Consider the following 23,579-nt stretch of genomic DNA (forward strand, 5'->3'; position numbering starts at 1 on the left):
TTTTTATGCTCCTAAAATTGTTTTCAAACCTGTAACTAATCTGCTAATCCCTGCAACACAGGTTCCTGAATCCAGGGCACCGAAGGCGATGCGTAAATAGCAACCATTCTCCATACCAAAAGTTGTGCCTGGAAGCACCGCCACTTTGTATTCGCGAATTAATTGTTCCACTAATTCCATTGTATCGATTTGGGTATCAATTTTCAAGAAAAAGTAGAAAGCTCCCGCAGCAGGCGAAATTGTACAGTAGTTTTGGAGGTGATTGAGTTCCTGTAATACGAGTTGTCGCACGGAGGCGATCGCCCTGACATAATTATCGCAGTATTCTCGCCCCCCTTGCAAGGCTCCCAAGGCTACATACTGGGAAATTACTGGGGGACAAATCAGAATTGTATCTTGAATTTTCCTAACAGAAACCAACAAATTTTCTGGGATTACCATATACCCGATCCGCCAACTAGCAAAACCGTAGGCTTTGGAAAGCGTAAATAGGGAAATTGTATGTTCGCTGCTATGGGGAAAAGCAGCCGGTGAAAAGTGTTTAACCCCGTCATAGGTAAAATATTCGTAGGCTTCATCACTGATATGATAAATGTTATGTTGGCGACAAAGTTCATTCACTTCCCGGAGTGATTCGGTACTATAGACTACGCCGGTTGGGTTGTTTGGTGAAATCGTGACAATGGCTCGCGTTTTGTCAGTAATTGCGGTTTTGATTCCCTCTAAATTGAGTTGATAATTTTCATCAGTGGCTACGATGACGGGATGGCAATTTGCCATGATAATCGCCATTTCATGGTTGAAGTAATAGGGTGATTGAATAATCACTTCATCTCCCGCCACCGTGATAGCAAGAATAGCATTGATAAATCCCATATTGCTACCTGCTGTCACGACAATGGAGTTGTTTCGATTAATTTCAATACCATTGTCTGCTTTGAGTTTGGTTGCTATGGCATCTTGTAGTGCGGGAATTCCTTCCACAGCTTTGTATTTGTGATTGTCGGGATTTGCGAGAAATTCGGGAATTTTTGCAAAGGATTGTGGCGGTGGATTGTAAGAAACTACGCCTTGTCCTAAAGATATAGTCCCTGGATTTTGCCGGATTAATTCGCCGACAACAGGAATAATTGGCGACTGTACGGATTCCATTCTAGTGGGGTTGATTTTCATATAATATTGGTTTTTTTGATGTGTTATCCGTCGCCGAACTTTCCGATTTTTAAAGTTTTTTTACTTCAATTCTAGAGCCTTTTGGAGATTTGTAAACTTTCACCTGTGCTGGTAATCTTTCTCCCAATCCTTTAACATGGGTAATGACTCCAATTAGCCTTTCTTGTTGCCGCAAAGATTCTAAGATTAGGGTAACACTTTCGAGAGTTTCTGCATCTAAAGTGCCAAATCCTTCATCTAGAAACAAACTACCTAAGTGAGCACCTTGAGACAGCTTTTCCGACAAAGCTAAGGCCATTGATAAGGAAGTAGCAAAGGTTTCGCCACCGGAAAGTGTTCGCACTCGTCTGGCTTCCCCACCATTCCAATTATCTGCTACCCAGTATTCGCCCTCTTGGATTTTTAGTGTGTAACGATTCTCGGTTAATTCTTGTAAAATTAAGGTGGCGCTGCTGACTAATTCTGATTCTAAATGTTCTAAGATGTAGGATTGAAATTCGTTGGTTTTGAGGTTTTGGGCTAAGGTGTGATAAGTTTGCTCTTGTTCTGTTAAGTTGATGATTTGCTGCGACAGTCTTTCGGCTTGTTCGAGATTTTTTTCGGCGACTTTAATCCAAACTAATAGTTCGGCACGGTTGTTGTTAGCTTGTTTTAAGTTTTCTTGGGCGACATATTTTGCCGATCGCATCTGTGCTAGGATACTTTCATTAGTGGTCTTGCCTGCAATCAGCTCGTTCAAGTCTTTTTCCCTGGTCTCTAACTGGATTTTGGATTCCCGATAGTCCCGAATGGCACTTTCCCAGGTAGATTGTTTTTTAGGTGGGACAACTGCTGCTACAAAAGTATCTTCTGTAAAATTAGCTTCGGTTAATTTTTTTTGCCAATCTCCGTTAATTTCCTGTTTTTGGGTAATAGCTGCTTCCAGCATCGTGGTGGCTTGTTTATGTATTTCTATGGCTTGAATTGTATTAGCATAGGCTTTTTGATAATCATTTTCTGCCGAGTTGAGCAAGGTTTCTAAGTTTTGTTTGTCTTGTTCTAGAGATTTTGCTAAATTATCGTAAGGTCGGTCTTCCGTAATTTGATAAAGCGCATTGGCGCAAGTTCGTAACTGCTTCTGTCGGAGGTCTGCTTCGGCGATCGCATTTTGATAGTCTTCTTGTTTCGCTGCTGTTGTCGATTCTAAAAAAGTCAATAATTGTTGATTTTTTTCATATTCAATTGATGCTTGTTGAAACTGTTGTTCAGTTTCTCGATATTGGCGATCGCTCTCTTTTAAACTTAATAACTCCTGCTGCAATTTAGCAGCTTCCCAGTCAGAAGCATCCATTATCTCATTAATTTTTTCCTGTATTTTTGTCACTATCTTCAGATTTTCTTTTAATGCCTGAGCAATTTCCGCCTCCTTTTTTTCACTGGCTAAAAGAGAGCTTTTAGCTTCACTTGTCGCTAGTTGAATCACCTTAACAATCTGAGTGGATGTAGCTATTTTTTCACGGAAAGGAGCGAGATCGACAATCTTTGAGTTGGCTATATAGGGCAGGCGATCGCTCTCAGGATGTACCCCCCCACATACCGGACACATATCCCCGGCATTCAAGGACATTCTGACAGCAGCCACCCGCTCTAAATCCGCAGCTTCCGCATTAGCTACTTCCGCTGCTTCTAACTCCTCAACGCACTTTTTCAGCTTAACTTCTGCTACTGCTAATTTCTCAGAAACCAGACTATAATTCTCTTGGAGATTTTGCCGTTCCGTAACAGTTTTATTTAACTGTTGCTGTTGATTTTTTGCCTGTTTTTGTAATAACTGAAATTCGATCAATAAAGGTGATGCTTGCTGCAACTTTTCCAAATATTTTCCCCCCGCCGAAAACTGTTGCATCAGTGCGACTGTTTGAGTAAGCAGGAAGCCAGAAGTTTGCATTTTATGATTAGCAGCTTCCAGCTCTTTTTCTGCTACTTTTAAAATCCGCAATTTTTCCTGTACCTTTTTTTGAACCATCGCCACTTCTTTTTCTAATTGACAGCGTTGTTCTTCATATACTTTGGCAGTAGCCAGAGCATCTTCACGAGCTTTAATGCTAACTGCTATTTCCTTTTGTCTACCTTTTGCCGCATCTAGTTGCTGCTGTTGGGCTGCTAATTCCGAGCGAGATTTGATTAATTTTTCTTGCGCCAACTTAGCATTATTTTCTGCGGTGACATATTGTCCGCGAGCTTGTTGAACCAAAGCCCAATCTGGCTGTAAATTATTGGCTGTCTTCGACTTTTCCAGGCGCTGCGTCAGCACTATTATCCCTTGAGAATTAGCTGTTAATTGAGTTAATTGCTGTTGCAAACTCTCCAGTTTTCTGATTTGTAAAAATAGTTGTTCTTCTTCCTCTAGAGCCTTTTGTAATTTAATATACTCCTGTTCCAATTCTGGCAATTGCCGCTCTAAGCTCGTCAGTTGCGATCGCCTTTGGGCTAATTCCTCGGCTATGGGGGCGCTCAACTCAACTAACTGACGTTCCACCATTTCCCGCTCTTGTTTCAACAACTTCGCCAGTTCAGTTGCTTCCTTCCGCATCTGCTCAAAAATCTCAAATCCCGCTAACTGTCGCAAAATTTCCCGACGTTTGGATTTATCACCCTTAATGAATTCATCAAACTTACCTTGAGGTAGGATAATCGCTCGTGTAAAAGTATCAAAATCCATTCCCAAAATCTGTTCAATAATTTTTTGAACAGCAACAATACTGGTTTCTAAAGTTTCCCATTCGCCCTGTTGCCAACCTTCCAAAATCACCTTAGTTTCAGCAGATTTAGGACGGTAGCGCCACTTCCTAGTCACCCGATACTGGGAGGAACCCACGACAAAACGCAACTGAACTTTTAAATTTTCGCTCCCTTGACTTACTAAATCACTTACTTGTTTTCCGCTACGAGTTGTCGTACCAAAAAGAGCGTAAGTCATCGCATCTAGCAGGGAAGATTTACCGGCCCCGGTAGGACCAGTAATTGCAAATAAATCCAGTTCAGAAAAATCCAAACGCTGTTCGTTGCGGAAACTGGTAAATCCTTCGATCGAAAGTTCAAGTGGACGCATACTGATTTTAGATTTGGGATTTGGGACTTTTACTCGTTTACTCGTTACCAGGAAAATCGTGGTAAGGGAGTTACACAATTATTTAAGTATTAACTTTTTCCTTAAACTTTTTGTACAAATTATCAAATTCTTTCAAGACTACTGGTTGGGGTGTGGTTCCCAATCGATGTTGATAATAATTGCAGAATTCGGCTGCTGGATCGAAATTATTGGGATCGATGTGAGTGATGTCTGTGGATTCTAGGAATGATTCTGGGTAGCGCGGTTCAATTAACAGCGCTTGAGAACAGATTTGGCGCACTCGATCGGCAAGTCCGATTTGTGGACTTTCTATTTCAACAATTACTTTCAAAAAACCCGGATGATAGCGATGAGCTTCTAGAGTTTGATCTAGATTGTCATAATGACATTGAAGCACTTTTAAGGGCTTATGGCAAGTCACAGGTTTAAATTCCACTTTGGGCTGACTTCCCGGCTCTACTTCAATGAAACAAAATCCTTTTTCTTGTGCCGCTTCTCCAAAGTCTAACTGAATCAAAGAACCCGAATAATAAGCAGGAGAATTATGGGCTAGGCGCTGGTGGATGTGGATGTGTCCGAGGGCGATATATTGAGCTTCCCCAGGCAGGGTTTGGGGTGAAAGCAGGTATTTTTCTCGCGTGTAATAAGCGACTTCAGATTTAGCTAATCTCGCGCCATCAATACTCATGTGTCCCAGGAGCATATTCACAGTATTGTCTCGAAAATCCTGAGTTAAGTTTTGTAATAAATCAGCTACCATTTCTCGGTAATTTTTGCGGAACTCGCCATCGTCAGATTCCCACAAGGCATTCGCATCTAATAGCTTTTGTTCTGAAGCAAAAGGCATGGCTCCCACGCAAAGTTTGCCACTTTTTGTGTTAAGATGAATTGTGCCACCATCAGCCGATCGCCTGGGTTTACCCAAAGCACGAACTCCGGCGAGGGAAAGCAATTGGGCAATGCTGTCCATCCGGGATGCCGAGTCATGATTCCCGGCGATCGCAATGGCTGGAATTCCCGCCGCTTGCAATTCACAGAAAAAATGATAAGCAATACGTTCGGCATAAGCAGTGGGATTGGGTACATCGAAAATGTCCCCAGCGATGAGCACAGCATCCACATCCCAGGTTTTGGCAGCCTGCAAAATTTCTTCCAGGGCGATCGCAATTTCGGGAGTGCGGTCAATTCCTCGAAAACGTCGTCCTAAGTGCCAATCAGCAGTATGAATTATTCGCATAGTACCAGGAGTCTTTTATCTATTTTAATACTTTGGGCGATCGTAAATCATTCATGAGGATTTGTAGGGGTAGTGCCCCTGTGCCTACCCCAGCATAAGCGGGGCAACCACGGGGCCTGTGAGCCCCTACAACTTATCTTCAATAGGCTTGACCTCATGGAAACAAGTATAATCAACTACCCGTTTTCCCTGTGGAGTTCTCGATATGATATCTACAAACTTCATATTCCAGAGAATTTCCGAAGCGACAAAAGAATGGCGAGCATGAATAGTTTGGGATACGGTTTCATCAATACCCGTTAGCGTAATTACAATTTCAGCTTGCTGCTCGATCAAGTCCTTGGCACTAAGTTTGTAGAGAGGACTATTCTCATCAATTACGTGCATCACCGTCCAAGTTAACGCAAAAATTGGAGACTGACTTCGCACCAAAGTCAAATCGTAAAAACGCCGCATATAATCGCCATCCGATGTTACCTCATCGCGAATCAAAGTAGCTCGTTGCTGTGCTTCTAAAATTTGATTGAAGCGCTGATTTGCAGTGCGATACATGAGAGTCGGAACACCGTTAAAAGGAGCGATCGCAGCGACGCGACTGAATATAACTCTAGCTGTCGGCTTAGAAAATCTCGAAAAAGCAAGTCCCGTCACCATCGCCACTCCCCACAAAGCAAAAAATGCTTGGATCGCAACTATGGTATTAGCATAATCCGTGCGCGGATACATAGAACCATAGCCGATGGTAGCCATTGTTTGCACGCTGAAATAAAAGGCATCTTGGAAAGAACCAGGTCTAGCATTGGCGATGCAATTTCCTCCGGCTAAATAAGCTATTGCAAATAAGGAATTTGTAATCACATAAAGCAGACCAATCAAAATAAAAAATTTCGGCCAAGAAAGAGTTAGCAGCCCGTGGTAAAGATCTGCCAAATGCAGGCGAGGTAAGCCTAGCCTCACCACATTCAGGGTGAATTGTCCTTTTCTGCTGACTAAACGGTGGGGCTGTCGATCGCGATGAGTTTTCATTGAGATTTGTAAATGCGGCTGTGTCAATTTGTAACTATTGCTAGGTAGCAGAAAACAGATCCTTTAGACTGAGGTTTGATTCTAAAAAGTAGGATAACAAGGAAGTTGGAAAATGGTTGAGCTTAGCCTGCACGACTATCTGGTCATGGTTTCTTTTGTCGCTTCTATTGCCGGTCTAGTCCTGCTGGGCGATCGCCACTCTGAGTCCACGGACGATCGCACATTAAATGAAGAAATGCTGATGAAGATGAGTTTTCTGTACTCTATAGTCTACTCCATCTCTGTCCTAGGGCTCAAGATGCCCCTGTCAGAAGACCACTGGTTGCTTGCTACCCTAAAGCTGACGACGGTTCTTTCTTACTTGTTGACTGTTTCCAGCATCCTCAGTCTGCCGCTACAACGGATGGCTGTTCGACAAGTTAAAGATTAAACTATATCTATTCAAATTTGATGCGAGGCGCGGGCTAGGAGTGCCAACGGGAGCATCCCGATTTTGTACGATGCTCTAGCATGACCGCAGACAATTTATTAATGATAACCAGAGGTTTACAGCGGTGATGCTTCGCCCCTAGGAATATATAGCAGTCCTAAATAGACATCTCCCAAAATTAGGTTTTTGTCCATATAGGGCAATGCTTCTAGAATCTTTTTAGGAGATGTCTAATGAGTCGTAAAGTTTTTTACCCCACCCCAACCCTCCCCTTATGAAGGGGAGGGAGTAAGAAATTCGCAAATGATTTAGGATTGCTATATTTGCAAAACACAAATGCACCGGTGCCAATTTTACAATATTTTGGGTCAAGATTATAGCCCACTTCACAAAAATTTTAAATTGTTTGTAAGTTTTTAATTCCCGTAGGCAGGTTGACATAACGGGCCCAAAATGGCTCTAGTTTATCTTTGCGAGATAGCAATCGCCCGACAGTTTCTTCGCTGCCATTTGCTTCGGAAATCTCCGAAAATATCTTGATACTCCCAGAAATCAAACCCTGAGCATCTCGCATCGGTACACTCCACAGACACATATCAATGGATGAGCCGTCTTTCCGTCGTCGCCGACATTCCCTAGCAACTTGACTTTCCCCCGCCAATTCCGAGTCAAACATGGCATGAAAATCTACGTTTCCATCGCTTGGAACAATGGGCAACAGCTCCCCCAAAACCTCAGACTCTTTCCAGCCGAAAACTCGCTCCGCCGCGGGATTCCACACCGTCACCAAGGCATTAGTATCAACCCCGACAACGGGTAGGGGCAAAGCTTTCATTAAACCTTGTAAAACTTGATTGGTTTCGCACAATTTAGCCTGGGCTAACTTATGTTTGGTGATGTCCTGACAAGCACCATAAATGCCCACAACGCGCTTTTCTACTTCATCCCACACCACTTGCCGACAATCCCAAATCCACCGGATTTCACCGGATTTTGTGATAATTCGATACTCGCTAACTTCCTTGCCACTCGATACACGAAACTGCATTTGTTCCAATAACATTTCTACATCGTCGGGATGAATGCAGTGGAATTGTAAACCGCCGGACGTTCTGATTTCTTCTTTAGTATAACCCGTAATATTAGTCACCGCTTCAGTCATCCATTCGCAGAGCCAGGTCCGATCGGGCAATACTTTAAAAGCATAGGCAAATTCAGAGGTGATTTCCGATATAATACGGTAGCGGGATTCTGATGCTCGCAGGGCTGCTTCGGCTTTTTTGCGATAAGTTATATCTTGAAAAAACACCGATAAACCTTCATCTGACGGATAAGTCTCTATTTCAAACCAAGCATTTAGTGGCGGATAATAGGTTTCAAATTGAAGATTAACATGGTCAGATACTGAAATGTACAACTGCTGTAACAATTTCCTGTCTGCTGTGTCGGTCAACTCCTCCCAAATATTTTTACCTATAAGTTGTTCGCGGTTTTTTTGCCAGCACTGCTCTGCTTTTTGGTTGACGTAGGTAAACTGCCAATTGCTGTTGAGAGTGAAAAAACCATCTGTAATCTTTTCTAAGATATTAACGATTTGCTTTTGCGATTTTTCCAGGGCTGCGGCGGAGAGCTTGCGCTCTGTGATATCGCGGGAATTGATCACTATGCCGTTGATACTGGAATCGTGAAGTAAATTGTTACCAATCACTTCTAAATACACCCAAGAACCGTTAGCGTGGCGTTTCCGATATTCTACAGGCGGTGCAATCCCTGGCTGTTTGAGTAATTGGGCAAAATATGCTTGCCAAATAGGTACATCGTCTGGGTGGAGCAAATCCTCTGGCGATTCGCCAATTCTTTGTTCTGGTTTGTAGCCTAAAATCCGCTCTAATGCGATGCAACTTTGTTCTCGAATCCGTCCGTCTGCTTCTATAATTGTGATTAAATCGGAAGAATTTCGCAGGAGAGTTTGTAGTCTAGCTTCTCCTTTGGTGAGTGCCTGACTCACTCTTTTGTAAAGTATCTGGCTTTTTTCTAACTGCTGCTCTAAATTTCTGATGCTAGCAGCTTGCTGGGTAACTTTAATTTCTAAGTTACTCTTAATTCTTTCTAATTTTGCTTCGGCTTGTTTCAACAACACAAGCGACTCAAACTCCGCAGCCAATTGTTGTAAAGATGCGGATAATTGCTGGAAATTGCTGGCTAAAACCTGTTGTTTATCTACAGGTAGTTGCGCGATATTTCCCTGCAAGTGTTGCAACTGTTTAAAGACATCTTGCATCATTGTAGTTGTAGAAATTTATGAGAATTATTTTTTGATTATAGGGACTATCATAGCACTTAATTTGAGTCAAGTGGCAATAGAAATAAATCTTGAAAATCAGCCCTAGAGATGTAATTGCGATACTAATCTGTCCGGGATGATACAGATTGACAATCGGTTCGATCGCTCACAAAAATCTTTTGATCCGTTAGATTACGGAGAATAGTGGTGATTATTCAAGGTGAATTCAACCTGAGTCACCAAATATTAACAGGACTTACGTAGGATGCTCAGGGATCGGGACAATGACGGGGTATCGCCCCGCACAAAAGGCCATGATATACAGCAATCCTTGCAGGAGTCACAAATTTTTAACCCCACCCCAACCCTCCCCTTACTAAGGGGAGGGAGTAAGAAGTTCACAAATTATTTAGGATTGCTATAGATGCTGTTGCTGTGCGTAAGTCCTGATGCGGTAACAAATTGAAGCCGCCGCCGAATTATCCCTCTGTCTCAACCCCAGGGCTGGTGTCTCTTGCTGCGGTCAGGATTTAAAGCCCTTAGAGGTTTTCTTTTTGTCCTGGGGTTTGGATTTTGACTTATTGACTTCGCCTAAAGCTTCCTGGAATAAATTGTGCAGGTGCTGGGGAACGCTGGCTATTTCCGGCAATTCTGGTTCTAAGGGTTTTTTGAATTCTTGCAGCAAGGGATCTAAATCCCGATCGATCTGAAAATCAGGCCGTTCCAAAAATGTTTGCAACACTTGTTCTAATTTTGCAGAGTCAATTTTAGCTAGCCGATGCCAAATCCCAGCATTAATAGCTGGATCTTCTAAATAGTTGCGAACCAACTTTTCGGCATCGGGGATGCTGGCCAAGTCTGCTGCTGCTAGGATGGCGGTAAATTGAGTATAGGTGGATAAAAATGTTTGGCCCCAGCGGGGATGAGAAAGTGCTGTCACCTGTTCAGCCTTTTTGAAGCGATCGGGCAATTCGACTTTGGGCATGACCATTTTTGAGTTAGCATTACTGTCGATCGCCACTTCAACTACTTTGGCATCGGCACCGCTAGCTGCGATCGCTGCTGCTTTGACTTGTTCTCGATCCATTCCCGCATCTTCCACTATCTCGGCGAGAGACTTGGTTTCGTCCAAGCCTGCATCAGTTAAGCGTTTTTTAGTAATTACTTCCTGAAATTCTGCCAGTTTTTTATTGAGATGATATCCCGATAGAGTCAATTCATCGCTACCAAAAAAATCCGTAAAATCCTTGTGGTACTGTTCTACGGAACTCCAAGCTTGCTCTAACAATTCCGGCGCATCGCTGTAGAGATGATTTTTGTAATTCTGCTTAAAATTGCCGATCGCCACTGCCAATTTCGGCTTACCCAATTTCCCCATCGGTATGGGAGGGCCCGATAGTATCCAGCAGTTATCTGTCAGAGGTGCAATGCGAGTTAGTAAAATGTCTCCCAACTTAAACCGAGATATTTCTTGCTCAAAAGTAGGACTGTTGGGTTGGACAGTGTAGTGTTTGGCCGTCAACCAATTCATTAGTTCCAAGCTATCGGGGGCAATTTGACTGATTTCAAACAAGCCTGTGAAGCTTCTGTGCAGCCAACTGTCTAGTAAATTGCGATCGCCATCGGTTAAATCTGACTGACTGGCGACAAACAGGTCGATCGGCGTTTTTGTTCCCACTTTACCTTCTACGGTAAAGCTGTCAATTATTTGATTTTGATGAGCAATATCATAGCGTTTCCGCGAAGAGCGATCGGCAACATAAGCTTCCAAAGCTACCGCCAACTCTCCCTCAGCTTCCAGTACAAAGTCAATTAAATTTTGCTTGAGAGTCCAAGCTTGTGCCAATAATTCTTTCACAAGTTATACCTATGTTTGAACTGTCTGTTCTGAATTAGTTTAATGATATAGTAATCCTTGCAGGAGTCGCAAGTTTTTTACCCCACCCCAACCCTCCCCTTATTAAGGTCCGGGAGCAAGAAATTCACAAATGATTTAGAATTGCTGTAGTGCTAATTGTGTCGTCATGTTGCCCAAAAAATCTTTTTTTAACTAAGCTTAAAAATACCCCTCCCGGAAACAGAGAGGGGTTTAAAACTCGCATAATGTGGCTAAACTTGTGTGACAAAGAATGTACACCGAAAAACCGAAATACTCGCGATCGCCCTTAGCGGCCGTCTTTATCTATGTCTCCAGGAATAGCCCGTTCCACCCGGTCCCAAGCATCTCGCGTAGCGTGCTTAGCTTTTTCCCACTGCAAATTAGACATCTCCCATAATTATTGTGGAACAGGCATCCTGCCTGTTCAAGACTCGCTTTTTGGGAGATGTCTATTAGACTTCGCCTAAAACCGATATTGTGGGGTTTCCCGATGCCCGGTACCCCATAGCCGATAATTAACTTTTGTTAATTTATTCGTTCCCCGTGACCTTTTCGATAAAATCTTCAGCTTTTTCCACTAAACTTTCTTCTGGATGCTCTGCTTTGTACTCATCCAAGCTTTCTTCGTAAACCTGCTCTACTTTTGCAGGATTTTGAGCAGCTTTCACAATGTCATCATAGGCTGCTTGGGGATTCAAATCCTCAAATTTTTCTGCGGGGTCAGTAATTTTAGCGTCTTGTGGTACTTGATTGTTATATATGCCTGCGGCGCGAGCAGTCTGAGTAGGTACTACAGCTAAACCAATTAAAGCCAGCATCAAACCCAAAAAAATACAGCGACCTAATGTTTGTCCCAAAGTTTTTAAAACGCGCTTCATGTCAATTTCTCCTGGTATTTTAAGAATTAGTTATTGTGCTAGCAATTATAGTAAGACGCTGATTGCTACACTGACTTCTATCTGAAGATAGATTAACCAATCAAACTCGATCTATTTTGAGGTGACGGCTCTCCATGGAGCGTTCAAATAGCTCCGTAGAAAGGGCTTGTTCTACAGACCAAACCCCTGGTTTGGTCAATTTGCCTTCTAAGATTAATTGAGCGATGCTGCCAGTACCGATGCCCGTAGCAGCAGCAGCATTGTCATGTAGGGCGATCGAGCAAACTTGAGCTGGTTTGCCATTTTTAATGCCACTCACTTGCGATCGCACCGCCACCCCAACCCCACTAAAACTATTAGTAACACCAGTCATCCCATAACTAACATAGGATAGAAATTCAATCACTCCTTTATTTTTCAGCCAGCTAGGGGGCCAGTATTTAGCAACAAACCAGGTAAGATGATTGTAAAGGTCAGGAAAAGTGCCGAATTTAGTAATAACTGTTTTGACAGGAAAAGTTTCTGGCAAAGTCAGAACTTCCGGCATATCGAACCAATAAACCCCTGTTTTGCCGTAGGGTGGTGGAAATTCAATTGTTTCGCGATCGGTGTAGGGTTTTACCTGCTGCCAATTGCCGTTTTTCCAAACCTCAAAAGGCGTTTGCAAACCTAAAAAAGTGGTTCTCATGACGGTGACACCAGCACCACCAGAACCGCCAACTACATAACTCAAATGAATCTGTTCCGCTGTATCTAACTGCTCCACATCTCGGCGAACCATACTATTAGAAATACCAGGAAAAATACCAGTATTAATAATCGCAGTAATCCCAGCATCTTGGGCTATTTCGCGCAATTCTAAAGCTCGGTGAGTAAAAATGCGGCTGTCGCTGACATCAAGATAATTAACACCAGTTTCTATGCAAGTTTTCAGTACACTAGCATCTCGGTAGTGAAAAGGCCCAGCAGTGTGAATGACCAGGTTAGAGGATGAAACTGCTTCTCGCAGAACTGTACTGTCCGCAATATTTAAAGGCAAATACTGCACCCGCTCCGGCGGCAATCCATCCCCTATGGAGCCTTCAGCTTCCCGTCCAGTCACAGTAATTTCGGCATCGGTATGGGTAACAAGGTCTTGGGCGACGCTGCTGCCAATTCGTCCCCGGCCTCCAATAATCAAAACTCGGTTTGCCATTGCTCAAAAATGGGTAACGGTAATATGAGTATTTGAATTTTAGGTGATGGTTTGCATCTACACAAAGTATGAATTTGCGATCCCTAATATCTTCCACCAATTTCCCTAACCCCAGAGGAGCGCGGAAAGCCAATAAATCAAACTAATTGCAGACAAGTTAAATAAACCCCACCCAAGTTTAAAATCCTTTATTGACAAGGTTCGATGTCTGAGTTAAAATATAAGAATCATGAACACTCACTTATATTTTTAAGCCTCCCATATTTTTAAGCCTCCCATATTTTTAATCCTCCCATAATCAATCAAAGATTAAATACTATGACCGCAGAAGGTAATGTAGCTGATACGGGTATTGTAGAAGAAGCTAACCAACTAATCGCAGAAAAAAAAGCATCAGATATGCCTGAAGCACTCGAAATATTGAAACAGCAAGCTAAACGCGATAAAGATAAAGAAAAAATGGAAAAAATCAAAAGAACCCAGAAAGCCTTTGGTGGCAAACATAGCCGATACAGCGGCAAAAAGAAGAAGACCAAAAGGTAAGCTGCTCAAAGAAACATCTCCCAAAATTAGTCTGCAATTAGTGTAGTACCACGAAATTCAGAGAGTTTTGGGGGATGTCGAATTACTCACACTTAGTCATTTTGATACTTGCGTAATGCCATTTAATTTAACTGACTAAGTGTGAAAATAACCTAGACTGGAAGCACTAAAATTTAGGGATGTGCAAAAATTATGGATAAGCTGACAACTGAAACACTGCTAGATTATTGCGATTCTGATGATTATGCCCTGCAAATAGAAGCATTGATACAGCTTGTAGATGCAGAAGTTTATGCGGCTGTACCGAAAATATTAAGATTGCTAAAATCCGCCGATGAATTAATTAGATCCGGTGCAGCCGAGGCATTAGGTTATCTAGGTTCAGAGGAAGTAGAGACAGTTAGCCTTGCATTAATGCCTTTGCTAAACGATCCAGAAGAACTGGTTAGGTGTGAAGCCGTGGAGGCTCTGGGAGAACTTGGTTATAGTCCTGCGGTTGTACCGATAGAATATATTCTCAGACACGATCCTTCAGCACTGGTTCGCGCATCAGCAGCAGAAACTCTTGGATATTTAGAAGAACCATCAGCTATAGAAACTCTGGAGCTTTCACTGCTTGATGTTGATGAAGATAAAGCAGTTAGAGGGTATGCTGCTAATTCGATCGGGCTTTTAGGTACGCCGCAGCTATTGCCAAAACTGGAAGAGTATCTAAAATTAAAGCTTCCTTTATCAGTAAAAGCTGAATTGCTGGGAGCGCGGTACTGGTTGGGCGCAAAAGAAGATATCGAGAAGCTATTGAGTTTGTTGGATAATGCTGATGAACATTTAGCAATGCTCATCCTGAATATTTTAACAGATTTGACCGAACGGGAGGATCAGCCAACCTTGGCAAAAGATGCTCCCGATTTAGAAAGGGTATTGAGGTCGATCGCAAATCGTTTTCCCTTCACAGGAAATCAACCAGAAAAAATTCTCACACTCGCACATTGATAAATCACTACAAAAAAACGCAGATGTGATTCATCTGCGCCCATCTGCGTTCATCTGCCGTTGCTAAAAATCTTACTTCTCATTCCCGCCAAACACCGACTTAGCAGTCGATTTCAAAGAATTAGCAGCATCCGCCAAAGTCTGGGCGATTGGCTGCTGTGCGTGCATGAAAACGCGAGCCGTGTTGCGCCCCGGCATCCCGGAAATCGAGCCGCCCGGATGGGTACCGGCCCCGGTGAGATACAAACCGTCGATCGGCGTTTTGTAATTCGCCAACTCCGGTAAAGGGCGGAAAAATATCATCTGATCCAGCGTCATATCAACGTGGTAATAATTTCCCTTCAACGCCCCCAAACGCTCTCCCAATTCCGCCGGACTTTCCACCCGACGGCCGATAATAGACCTCTTGATATTGGGTGCATATTCTGCCAATTTGTCAATACAGCGATCGGCAACTTTGTTTTTGAGCTCATCCGTCCAACCCGTACCGTGCTGGCCCGTTCCCTCAGCATTTTCGATTTGGTAAGGAGCAAAAAATTCAATCCAAGCTGTATGGTGTCCCGGAGGAGCCATTGACGGGTCTCGTACCGTCGGAAACACCACGTACATCGAGGGGTCAGAATCGGGAATTCTGCCAATAGCAGGCTCGGTATGAGCAATTTCAACGTGTTTTACGGAGTCGGCAATTAACACCGAACCCATTAAATATTCGTCTCGATGATTCCAGCGATCGAACTTGGGTACTTCATTGAGAGCTAAATCTATTTTGAGAATAGTTTCATTGTTATTCACAATTTTGCGCTCCAATCTTTCCCGCAAATTCGGGTCAGCAGCATCGACATCGCTATCATCCATTAAATGCAAAAACAAACGCTTTGCATCAATATTAGAAATAACACCTTTGGTAGCGCGATATTCTGTGCCGTTGGCAACTCGAACTCCGACAGCGCGGCCATCATCCACTAATATTTTTTCGACGTGCCGATCGGTGAGCACCACACCCGAATAGCTTTTCACTAAATTGAGTAGTGCTTGGACTAATGCACCCGTTCCTCCGCGCGGTCTTGCCATGCCTGGATTGTGACGCATTGCCATCATAATTGCGCCGATCGCGATCGTTTTTTGCGATGGAGGAGCGCCGAGTTCTGCGGACAATCTGGCTAAGGGTGCTTTCAGAAATTCCTCATCAAACCACTCGTTGAGAATGTCCTCAGCGCTGGTAATCATCGTGCGTACAAAGTCCAGGGTTTTTTCTGGGGAACCGATGACGGAAAATAAATCTTTGAGTTTGGCAATATTGTAATTACCAGCAATATCTACAATCGACTTTGGCGGCGCGTTAAACATCGGAATCATCGCATTTAACGCTCGTTGCCAATAATCGGTATATTCGGCATATTTTTTAGCATCGCGCTCGTTGTAGCGGGCAATTTCAGCACAAGTTTTTTCTACGGAACTGTGCGCTAAGAAATATTTGCCGTCGGGATGCGGACAAAAGGCAACTGGATCGCAGTAAAGATATTCTAAACCGTATTTTTCCAGTTCTAGTTCTTCTACAACAGGCCCTAAATGGATAAATTCGTGGTCGATCGCGCACAGGTTGAATTTAAAATCCGGCAATTCGGGAATCGCAGCTTCAGTAGTTGCGGCACCACCGGGAACCGAACGTTTTTCTAACAGGAGGACGGTATATCCCGCTTTGAGGAGATAAGATGCACAGACCAGTCCGTTATGACCTGCTCCGATGATAATCACATCATAGGTTTGCATAGATGAAGCTCTGAGAATGGGGCATGGGGCATGGGGCATGGGGCATGGGGCATCGGGCATCGGGCATGGGGCATGGGGCATCGGGCATCGGGCATGGGGCATGGGGCATCGGGCTTATTTATGATTTATTCCCTGCGTCCTATTGAGTTTAAATAGGCGTTAAGCTTGGGCAGTAACTTATCGAGAGTTGGTTTGAATTGGTTTACCTCTTCGCTGGTGATAAGTTGTCTCGCATAGGCTAATCTTAACCAGTTTACTGTCTCGTACAAAGAGCCTCTAGCAATTTTTACAAAACGCCGATTATCTTGGTCACTATGACGACCTCTTCCTTCCGCAATATTAGCACAGACACTATCAGCAGACCGAACGATTTGTTTGCCCATCGTATCTTTTGTGAAGTAATCCCATTTTTTAACAATCTCCCAAATCTCATTTGCCAAACTTTCCGCCAACTTATAAACCTCTAATTCCTCAAAATCAGGTCTTCCCATAATTACCTCAAAAACTCAACTATGGCGGTTCTCGAAAAAGTGAGGTATGCCCCATTCCCAATGCCCCATTCCCAATGCCCCATTCCCCATACTTCGACAACGCTGGAGCCCAAGTGCCCCATGCCCCATACTTCGACAACGCTGGAGCCCAAGTGCTCAATGCCCCATACTTCGACAACGCTGGAGCCCAAGTGCTCAATGCCCCATACTTCGACAACGCTGGAGCCCAAGTGCCCAATGCCCCATTCCCAATGCCCCATTCCCAATGCCCCATTCCCAATGCCCAATTACCAATTACTTGAGTTCCCTGAGCGCCGCCTCAGCTTTTTTTGCACCATCATTGTTACCTTGCTGGCGATAATTATCGAGGGCTTGCTGAAAAGCTTGAATTGCTTCGGATGTGCGATCGCGCCTTTGGAGAGCAGTACCCAAATTATAATAAGCTTCGGCTCTGTTAGGCTCAAGCTGAATGACGCGCCGAAAAGTGATAATCGCTCCTAAGAAATCTTGTTTTTGCAGTTGAATTTCCCCGATCGCAGCGTGTGCTTGCACTAAATTTGGTCGCACCGCCACAGCCCGCTGATAAGCTACAAGGGCTCCGTCTAAGTCGTTTTGACCTTTGAGAAGTTCGCCGATTTCTAACTGCACATCGGGATTGCGAGGCTCTAGTTTCGCAGCTTCTTCAAAAGCGGCCAGCCCTTCGGCTGTGTTGCCATTACGCAGTAAAGCAGTACCTAATTTTAACTGTACGCTGGCTTGTTTGGGAGCGAGTTTAGCCGCTTGCTGGAGGATGTCAACGGCACTGGAAAAATTGCCCTGTTGGATTAATACTAAACCCATGGAAGAATAAGCTTGCCAACTTTTAGGCTCGATGGCGATCGCCTGTTGGTAGGCTTTAAAAGCGCCACTGTAATCTTGTTGCTGAAAGAGTACCACGCCCAGACCGATCAGAGCATTCACATTTTTGCGATCGAGTTGGGCGGCGCGGCGGTAGGCGGTAGCAGCGGCCCGATAGTTTTGCAAATTCGCCATCGCATATCCTAGGGCGTATTGAAAGTCGGCATTGTTGGGTTGGAGACTGATGGCTTGTTGATAAAATTCAACTGCTGCTTGATAGTTGCCCTGACGTGCTTCTAAATAACCAATACCGGAAAAAATACGCGGGTTTTCACCATCTAAACGGGCTGCTTGCTCATAAATGGCGATCGCCTTACCGTATTCTCCCAAATCGACTAATTCGCGCCCTTTTCGCAGCAAAGCGTCCAAATTAGAATTATTTTCAGGATTGACTTGAACAGAAGTTTCCGCACAGAGTGCTCGCAGTGGCGCGGAGACAGCAAATCCCGCTAGCAACAACGTACTGAATACCAAGAGACTTTGTTTGTACACGGCCATTTGTTTCAAAGAGTGTGTGGTGGAAGGAAAGAGCGAATTAGTATCCGTTTGCTAAACAGACAACTGAGGATTAACCAGGAATGTTTGAGGGACCAGATGTAGTAAATCTACAGAACTAGACAAACCCAAAATATTCGCGATCGAGGCCAACAGATGATTGTAACAACAACTGATGTCATTCAAGGATCGGAAGTCCAATCTTACCTGGGAATTGTAACTGCTGAGGTGGTCTATGGCACCAATGCCCTGCGAGATTTCTTTGCGGGCATTCGGGACATCATTGGTGGGCGCACCGGCAGTTACGAGGAAGTTTTCCTCAAAGGACAGCGAGATGCCCTCGCAGAGCTGGAACAACGAGCTCAGAGGCTGGGAGCAAACGCCGTAATCGGGGTGGAAATTGACACCGGCACGATTAATGTAGACGCCAAGGGGGCTTTGCTGCTGATTACTGCTGTTGGGACAGCGGTAAGACTGCGCTAAGCAGTCCTTTCTTTATACATCCGTAAATGTTTATAAATGGATCGATTAGTTATTGGTCATTAGTCCTTAGCTAATAGCTATTAGCTGTGGACTGAGGGCTAATGACTTTTTCGTTTATTTCTTGAGACATAGATACTGGTTATTTCCGCAGGCAGATATAGTTTCTATCCATCTGGGCAACAATCAATATTTAGATGGGATGCTGTTAAAACCTAAATCAAATCTAAACAAACAACAGAAAAGAAAAAACTATGGCATACGCAAATAGACCTGTAGATAACATTGTTGCCGAACCAATTGTGGTGAATTCAGTCATGGAATACCACGATCGAGTCCGCTGGGGTCCGATTTTTTCAGGTTTGGTAATTGCGATCGGCTCCCAATTGGTATTAAGTGCTTTGGGTGCTGCGATCGGCTTGAGTAACATTGCTAATTCAGGAGCTCCCCGCAGTATAGCCGGCAGCGTCGGTACCGGTGTCGGAATCTGGTCAATAATCAGTTTATTAATTAGCTTGGGCCTTGGCGGTTGGGTAACTGCTCGCGCTTGCGGGCCAATGAACCGCAATACAGCGCTGTTGAACGGAGCAATTTTGTGGGCAACTACCTTAACAATTGGCTCTTGGCTGTTAGCAAATGGAGTAGCAGGTACTTTTGGGGTAGTTGCCGCTAATGCGGGAGAAGCGATTAATCAAGCGCAGCAGGGCGGGGTGGATTTACCTAACCAAGCACCTAACGTCACCGCTCAGAATGCTCGCGATATTGCTGGTAATGCTGCGAAAGCTGGTTGGTCGTTTTTGTTCGGTTCCCTGTTGGGTTTAGTGGCGTCAATGGCTGGAGCATCTGCCGGTGCGCGCACTCCCCGCACTCACTCTTAAGATGGAGTTTGGGCACTGGGAATTGCGCATTTTCCCTCGAAAATTTATCGTTCCCAGGTTCTACCTGGGAACGCAGATCCAGAGGCTCTGCCTCGTCGAAAAAAAAGAGAGGCAGAGCCTCAAGAAATGCGTTCCCAGGCAGAGCCTAGGAACGAGTAGAAAAAGAGCCTGGGAACGAGTAAAGAACGAGTAGAAAGTGCGCGGGCGCACTCTACAAATTAAGCGGTAAAGTATTTTGCCGCTGGGTGATAAGTGATAATTGCGGTGGTGGATTGTTCGGGATAAAGTTGTTCGCTTTCATCCATATACAGATTAATGCGATCGCACTTGAGCAAATCCAACTGCTTGTATTGATCCGCCATATTCGGACAAGCAGGATAACCGAAACTGTAGCGCGAACCCCGATATCTTTGGGCCAGCATATCCCGAATATTATCCGGTTCTTCGCTACCAAATCCCAATTCCCGACGAATCCGGGCGTGAGTCCATTCTGCCACTGCTTCCGCCGTCTGTACCGCTAACCCATGAAAGTAGAGATAATCGGTATATTGATTGTTAGCAAATAGCTTTTGGGCGTACTCTGTCGCAATTTCTCCCACTGTCGCTACCTGCATCGGAAATACATCGATTTTACCCGATTCTTTCGGTGCAAAGAAGTCCGCAATGCACAGCCTGCGTGCCGATTTTTGGCGGGGAAATGTGAATGTGGCAGCGGGTGTCGATACATCTTGCCCGTTATTCATAATTTCCGGGTCATACACATACAAAGAGTTGCCTTCAGCTTGACAGGGGAAATAGCCGTATATTGCTTGGGGATGCAACAGTTTTTCAGTGATTATTTTGTGTTTCCACTGTTCCAAAATCGGATATACTGTCTCAGCTAAGAAAGCATCGTATTCTTCCCGCGATTGCTCTTTTGGCTTGCGGAACTGCCACTGTCCAGCAACTAAGGCTTGCAAATCTAAATGCCAGAAAATCTCTTCAAAGGGAATGTCTTCCGGCTGCAATAACTGAGTTCCCCAGAAGGGAGGATTTGGGCGATCGATATTTGCATCAACTGCTTCGGAACGGTTAGTATCTATAACAGCCGGAATTTCTAGTTTGGCTGCTTTCTTCGCATCCTCAACAGCGATTTCTTCAGAAGTCTTAGCTGATTTAACCGCCCCATTGCCATTTTCAGCAAACTCGCCTAAAAATCCTTGCAAATCTTCCCATTTACCAGCAGATTTAGCTGGCATCAGTTTATCCATAAAATGCAAGTCGGAAAACGCATCTTTGCCGTAAACGACTTTACCTTTGTAAGTGTTTTGGCAGTCTTCATGGACAAACTTGGGAGTCAAAGCTGCACCGCCCAAAATTACCGGAACCGTAATTCCTCTCTGGTTAAATACCTCCAAGTTTTCTTTCATAAAGGCGGTGGATTTTACCAACAATCCACTCATGGCGATACAATCAGCTTTGTGCTTTTCGTAAGCATCAATGATATTATCAACTGGCTGTTTGATTCCCAAATTAATCACGCGGTAGCCGTTGTTTGATAAGATAATATCAACCAAGTTTTTGCCGATATCGTGAACGTCGCCTTTGACAGTGGCAATGATGAATGTACCTTTGGCATTGTCCCCGGATTCGGACTTTTCCATGTACGGTTCTAAATAGGCAACTGCCGCTTTCATGGTTTCGGCTGATTGCAATACAAAGGGCAGTTGCATTTGTCCCGAACCGAACAATTCTCCAACTACTTTCATCCCGTCTAAGAGGAAAGTATTGATAATGTGGAGAGGCGGATAGGTTTCTAATGCTTTGGCGAGTTGGATATCTAGTCCAATGCGTTCGCCGTCGATGATGTGCTGCTTCAGGCGTTCTTCTACGGGAAGGTTTGCGTCTTCTGTGCGATCGCGCTTAGTAGTTTTGCCCGCAAACACCGTTGTCAGCTCGCCCAAGGGGTCATAAACGCAAATTTCGCCGTCAAACTCCCGTTCATCGTAAATCAGTTTACGGCAGATTTCTTGGTGTTCTGGGTCGATTTTGGCTAGGGGTAAAATCTTATTGGGGCTGACAATGGCTGAATCCATCCCCGCTTGCATGGCTTCGTGCAAAAACATGGAATTCAAAACTTGTCTCGCCGCCGGATTTAAGCCGAAGGAGATGTTAGAAACTCCCAAAATTACGTGACAACCGGGCAATTCTTGGCGAATGCGGCGGATGGATTCGATGGTAGCTTTGCCGTTTTTTCTGTCTTCTTCAATCCCGGTGGAAATTGGCAAGGCTAGGGTGTCGAAAAAGATTTCCTGGGCGGGGATTCCGTAGGCGACGGCGGCGTTATATGCGCGTTGGGCGATCGCAAATTTTTGGTCAGCAGTCCGCGCCATCCCGTCTTCATCAATTGTCCCGATCACTATACCGGCACCGTATTTCTTGGCTATTTCTAAAACTTGATAAAAACGCGGTTCTCCGTCTTCATAGTTAGTGGAATTCAACAAACATTTGCCGCCAGCAACTTTTAACCCGGCTTCCATCTTTTCCCATTCTGTGGAATCCAACATTAAAGGGAGAGTTGCATTGGTGACAACGCGGGAAACTAATTCTTTCATGTCGCGGACACCATCGCGGCCGACATAATCGACGTTGACATCAAGAATGTGCGCGCCTTCTCGCACTTGTTCCCGCGCCATTGCGACTAAACCATCCCAGTCTTCAGCGTTGAGTAAATCGCGGCATTTTTTGGAACCGCTGGCGTTGAGTCTTTCGCCGACTATTAAGAAAGAATTGTCTTGTTCGTAGGGTTGGGCGGTGTAAATTGAAGCCGCGGCTGGTTCCCAGGTAATTTCACGGTTTTTGGGGGTGAGAGTTTTGCCAATTTCTGATAGTTCGCGAATGTGATCGTAGCGGGTGCCGCAGCAGCCGCCGATGACTTGTACGCCTAAGTCTTCGACGAAGCGCATCAAGGCCATTTTTAATTCTATGGGCGTGAGTTTGTAGTGCGCGTGGCCGCCGATGTTTTCTGGTAAGCCGGCGTTGGGAACGCAGGAAACGACGAAGGGTGAATGTTCTGATAGGTATTTGATATGTTCGGCCATGCGATCGGGGCCGGTGGCACAATTTAATCCTAAAATGTCTATGGGATAGGGCTGCAAAATGGCTAGGGCGGCGCTGATGTCGGAACCGACTAACATTGTGCCGGTGGCTTCCATTGTGACTGATACCATTAATGGAATGCGATCGCCTTTTTTCTTGAACACTTCTTCAATGGCATTTAATGCTGATTTTATTTGCAGCACATCTTGACAAGTTTCGACAATAAATAAGTCAACGCCGCCGTCATAAAGTCCTTCTGCTTGTTCGGTAAAAGCGGCGGTGAGTGTGTCAAAATCAATGTGTCCTAATGTTGGTAATTTGGTCCCAGGTCCGATCGAACCTGCAACAAATCTTGGTTTTTCTGGGGTGGAAAATTCGGCGGCGATACCTTTGGCGAGTTCTGCCGCTGTTTTGTTGAGATAATAGGCTTTGTCTGCTAAATCGTATTCGGCGAGCACGATGGAAGCAGCGCCAAAGGTGTCTGTTTCGATGACGTCGGCGCCTGCTTCGAGGAAACCTCGGTGGACGTTGGCGACGGCTTCGGGTTTGGTATGGACGAGATATTCGTTGCAGCCTTCGTATTCTTTGCCGCCAAAGTCTTCTGCTGTCAGGTTTTGGACTTGTAGGTTGGTGCCCATTGCGCCGTCGAAGACGATGACGGGGCGCGAGGGGTGGTGGAGGCGATCGAGGAACAGGCTTTTCATGGGCGGTTAAAAAAACTGAGGTGCTATATATTTACA

The 23,579-nt window shown here is 44.6% G+C and carries 17 protein-coding genes; 5 read left to right on the top strand and 12 right to left on the bottom strand.

The features are described from left to right. Nucleotides 1-3: 3 nt before the first annotated feature. The 4 genes from P2A85_RS17180 to P2A85_RS17195 form a co-directional block, all read right to left on the bottom strand. Complete coding sequence (locus P2A85_RS17180; protein WP_377474114.1) at nt 4-1,173, bottom strand: pyridoxal phosphate-dependent aminotransferase; 1,170 nt, start codon at nt 1,171-1,173, stop codon at nt 4-6. A gap of 49 nt (nt 1,174-1,222) precedes the next feature. After that, complete coding sequence (locus P2A85_RS17185) at nt 1,223-4,264, bottom strand: AAA family ATPase (RefSeq protein WP_377474116.1); 3,042 nt, start codon at nt 4,262-4,264, stop codon at nt 1,223-1,225. Between the two features lie 82 nt (nt 4,265-4,346). After that, nucleotides 4,347-5,522, bottom strand: a complete 1,176-nt coding sequence (locus P2A85_RS17190; RefSeq protein WP_377474118.1) for an exonuclease SbcCD subunit D — start codon at nt 5,520-5,522, stop codon at nt 4,347-4,349. Nucleotides 5,523-5,648: 126 nt separating this feature from the next. Further along, nucleotides 5,649-6,548, bottom strand: a complete 900-nt coding sequence (locus P2A85_RS17195; protein WP_377474120.1) for an ion channel — start codon at nt 6,546-6,548, stop codon at nt 5,649-5,651. Between the two features lie 145 nt (nt 6,549-6,693). On the opposite strand from P2A85_RS17195, the gene P2A85_RS17200 reads away from it, so the two are divergent. Further along, nucleotides 6,694-6,978 (top strand): hypothetical protein, encoded by a 285-nt coding sequence (locus tag P2A85_RS17200; protein WP_377474122.1) that lies wholly within the window; start codon nt 6,694-6,696, stop codon nt 6,976-6,978. Between the two features lie 397 nt (nt 6,979-7,375). Here P2A85_RS17200 and P2A85_RS17205 read toward each other — a convergent pair whose 3' ends face one another. The 4 genes from P2A85_RS17205 to P2A85_RS17220 all read right to left on the bottom strand — a co-directional run bounded on the left by P2A85_RS17205 (nt 7,376) and on the right by P2A85_RS17220 (nt 13,214). After that, the gene (locus P2A85_RS17205) at nt 7,376-9,262 is read right to left on the bottom strand and encodes a PAS domain S-box protein (protein WP_377474124.1); all 1,887 of its coding nucleotides are present in this window, start codon (nt 9,260-9,262) and stop codon (nt 7,376-7,378) included. A 523-nt stretch (nt 9,263-9,785) separates the two neighbouring features. Further along, nucleotides 9,786-11,120: a hypothetical protein gene (locus P2A85_RS17210; protein ID WP_377474126.1), complete on the bottom strand. Its 1,335-nt coding sequence runs from the start codon at nt 11,118-11,120 to the stop codon at nt 9,786-9,788. A gap of 551 nt (nt 11,121-11,671) precedes the next feature. Then, the gene (locus P2A85_RS17215) at nt 11,672-12,019 is read right to left on the bottom strand and encodes a hypothetical protein (protein WP_341732321.1); all 348 of its coding nucleotides are present in this window, start codon (nt 12,017-12,019) and stop codon (nt 11,672-11,674) included. Nucleotides 12,020-12,119: 100 nt separating this feature from the next. Next, a complete protein-coding gene (locus P2A85_RS17220; RefSeq protein WP_377474128.1) occupies nt 12,120-13,214 on the bottom strand; it encodes a saccharopine dehydrogenase family protein in 1,095 nt (364 codons plus the stop codon). A gap of 318 nt (nt 13,215-13,532) precedes the next feature. On the opposite strand from P2A85_RS17220, the gene P2A85_RS17225 reads away from it, so the two are divergent. Both P2A85_RS17225 and P2A85_RS17230 read left to right on the top strand, forming a co-directional pair. Then, the gene (locus P2A85_RS17225; RefSeq protein ID WP_377474130.1) at nt 13,533-13,757 is read left to right on the top strand and encodes a polymorphic toxin type 34 domain-containing protein; all 225 of its coding nucleotides are present in this window, start codon (nt 13,533-13,535) and stop codon (nt 13,755-13,757) included. A 192-nt stretch (nt 13,758-13,949) separates the two neighbouring features. Beyond that, complete coding sequence (locus P2A85_RS17230; protein ID WP_371115206.1) at nt 13,950-14,750, top strand: HEAT repeat domain-containing protein; 801 nt, start codon at nt 13,950-13,952, stop codon at nt 14,748-14,750. Nucleotides 14,751-14,822: 72 nt separating this feature from the next. Here the strand turns inward: P2A85_RS17230 and crtO are convergent, their stop codons facing one another. The 3 genes from crtO to P2A85_RS17245 all read right to left on the bottom strand — a co-directional run bounded on the left by crtO (nt 14,823) and on the right by P2A85_RS17245 (nt 18,406). Continuing rightward, nucleotides 14,823-16,520, bottom strand: a complete 1,698-nt coding sequence (gene crtO / locus P2A85_RS17235; protein ID WP_377474132.1) for a beta-carotene ketolase CrtO — start codon at nt 16,518-16,520, stop codon at nt 14,823-14,825. A gap of 125 nt (nt 16,521-16,645) precedes the next feature. Next, nucleotides 16,646-17,011: a four helix bundle protein gene (locus P2A85_RS17240; RefSeq protein WP_096828030.1), complete on the bottom strand. Its 366-nt coding sequence runs from the start codon at nt 17,009-17,011 to the stop codon at nt 16,646-16,648. Between the two features lie 294 nt (nt 17,012-17,305). Then, nucleotides 17,306-18,406 carry a tetratricopeptide repeat protein gene (locus P2A85_RS17245; protein ID WP_377474135.1) on the bottom strand — a complete coding sequence of 367 codons (1,101 nt, stop codon included), beginning with the start codon at nt 18,404-18,406 and terminating at the stop codon, nt 17,306-17,308. Nucleotides 18,407-18,559: 153 nt separating this feature from the next. On the opposite strand from P2A85_RS17245, the gene P2A85_RS17250 reads away from it, so the two are divergent. Then, nucleotides 18,560-18,886, top strand: coding sequence for a YbjQ family protein (locus P2A85_RS17250; protein WP_341732316.1), 327 nt, complete (start codon nt 18,560-18,562; stop codon nt 18,884-18,886). Between the two features lie 251 nt (nt 18,887-19,137). Continuing rightward, the gene (locus tag P2A85_RS17255; RefSeq protein ID WP_341732315.1) at nt 19,138-19,761 is read left to right on the top strand and encodes a hypothetical protein; all 624 of its coding nucleotides are present in this window, start codon (nt 19,138-19,140) and stop codon (nt 19,759-19,761) included. Nucleotides 19,762-19,979: 218 nt separating this feature from the next. On the opposite strand, the gene metH is transcribed toward P2A85_RS17255, so the two are convergent. After that, nucleotides 19,980-23,543 (bottom strand): methionine synthase, encoded by a 3,564-nt coding sequence (metH, locus tag P2A85_RS17260; RefSeq protein WP_377474137.1) that lies wholly within the window; start codon nt 23,541-23,543, stop codon nt 19,980-19,982. Nucleotides 23,544-23,579: the final 36 nt, after the last annotated feature.

Source organism: Microcoleus anatoxicus (assembly GCF_042465725.1).
Lineage (GTDB): Bacteria > Cyanobacteriota > Cyanobacteriia > Cyanobacteriales > Microcoleaceae > Microcoleus > Microcoleus anatoxicus.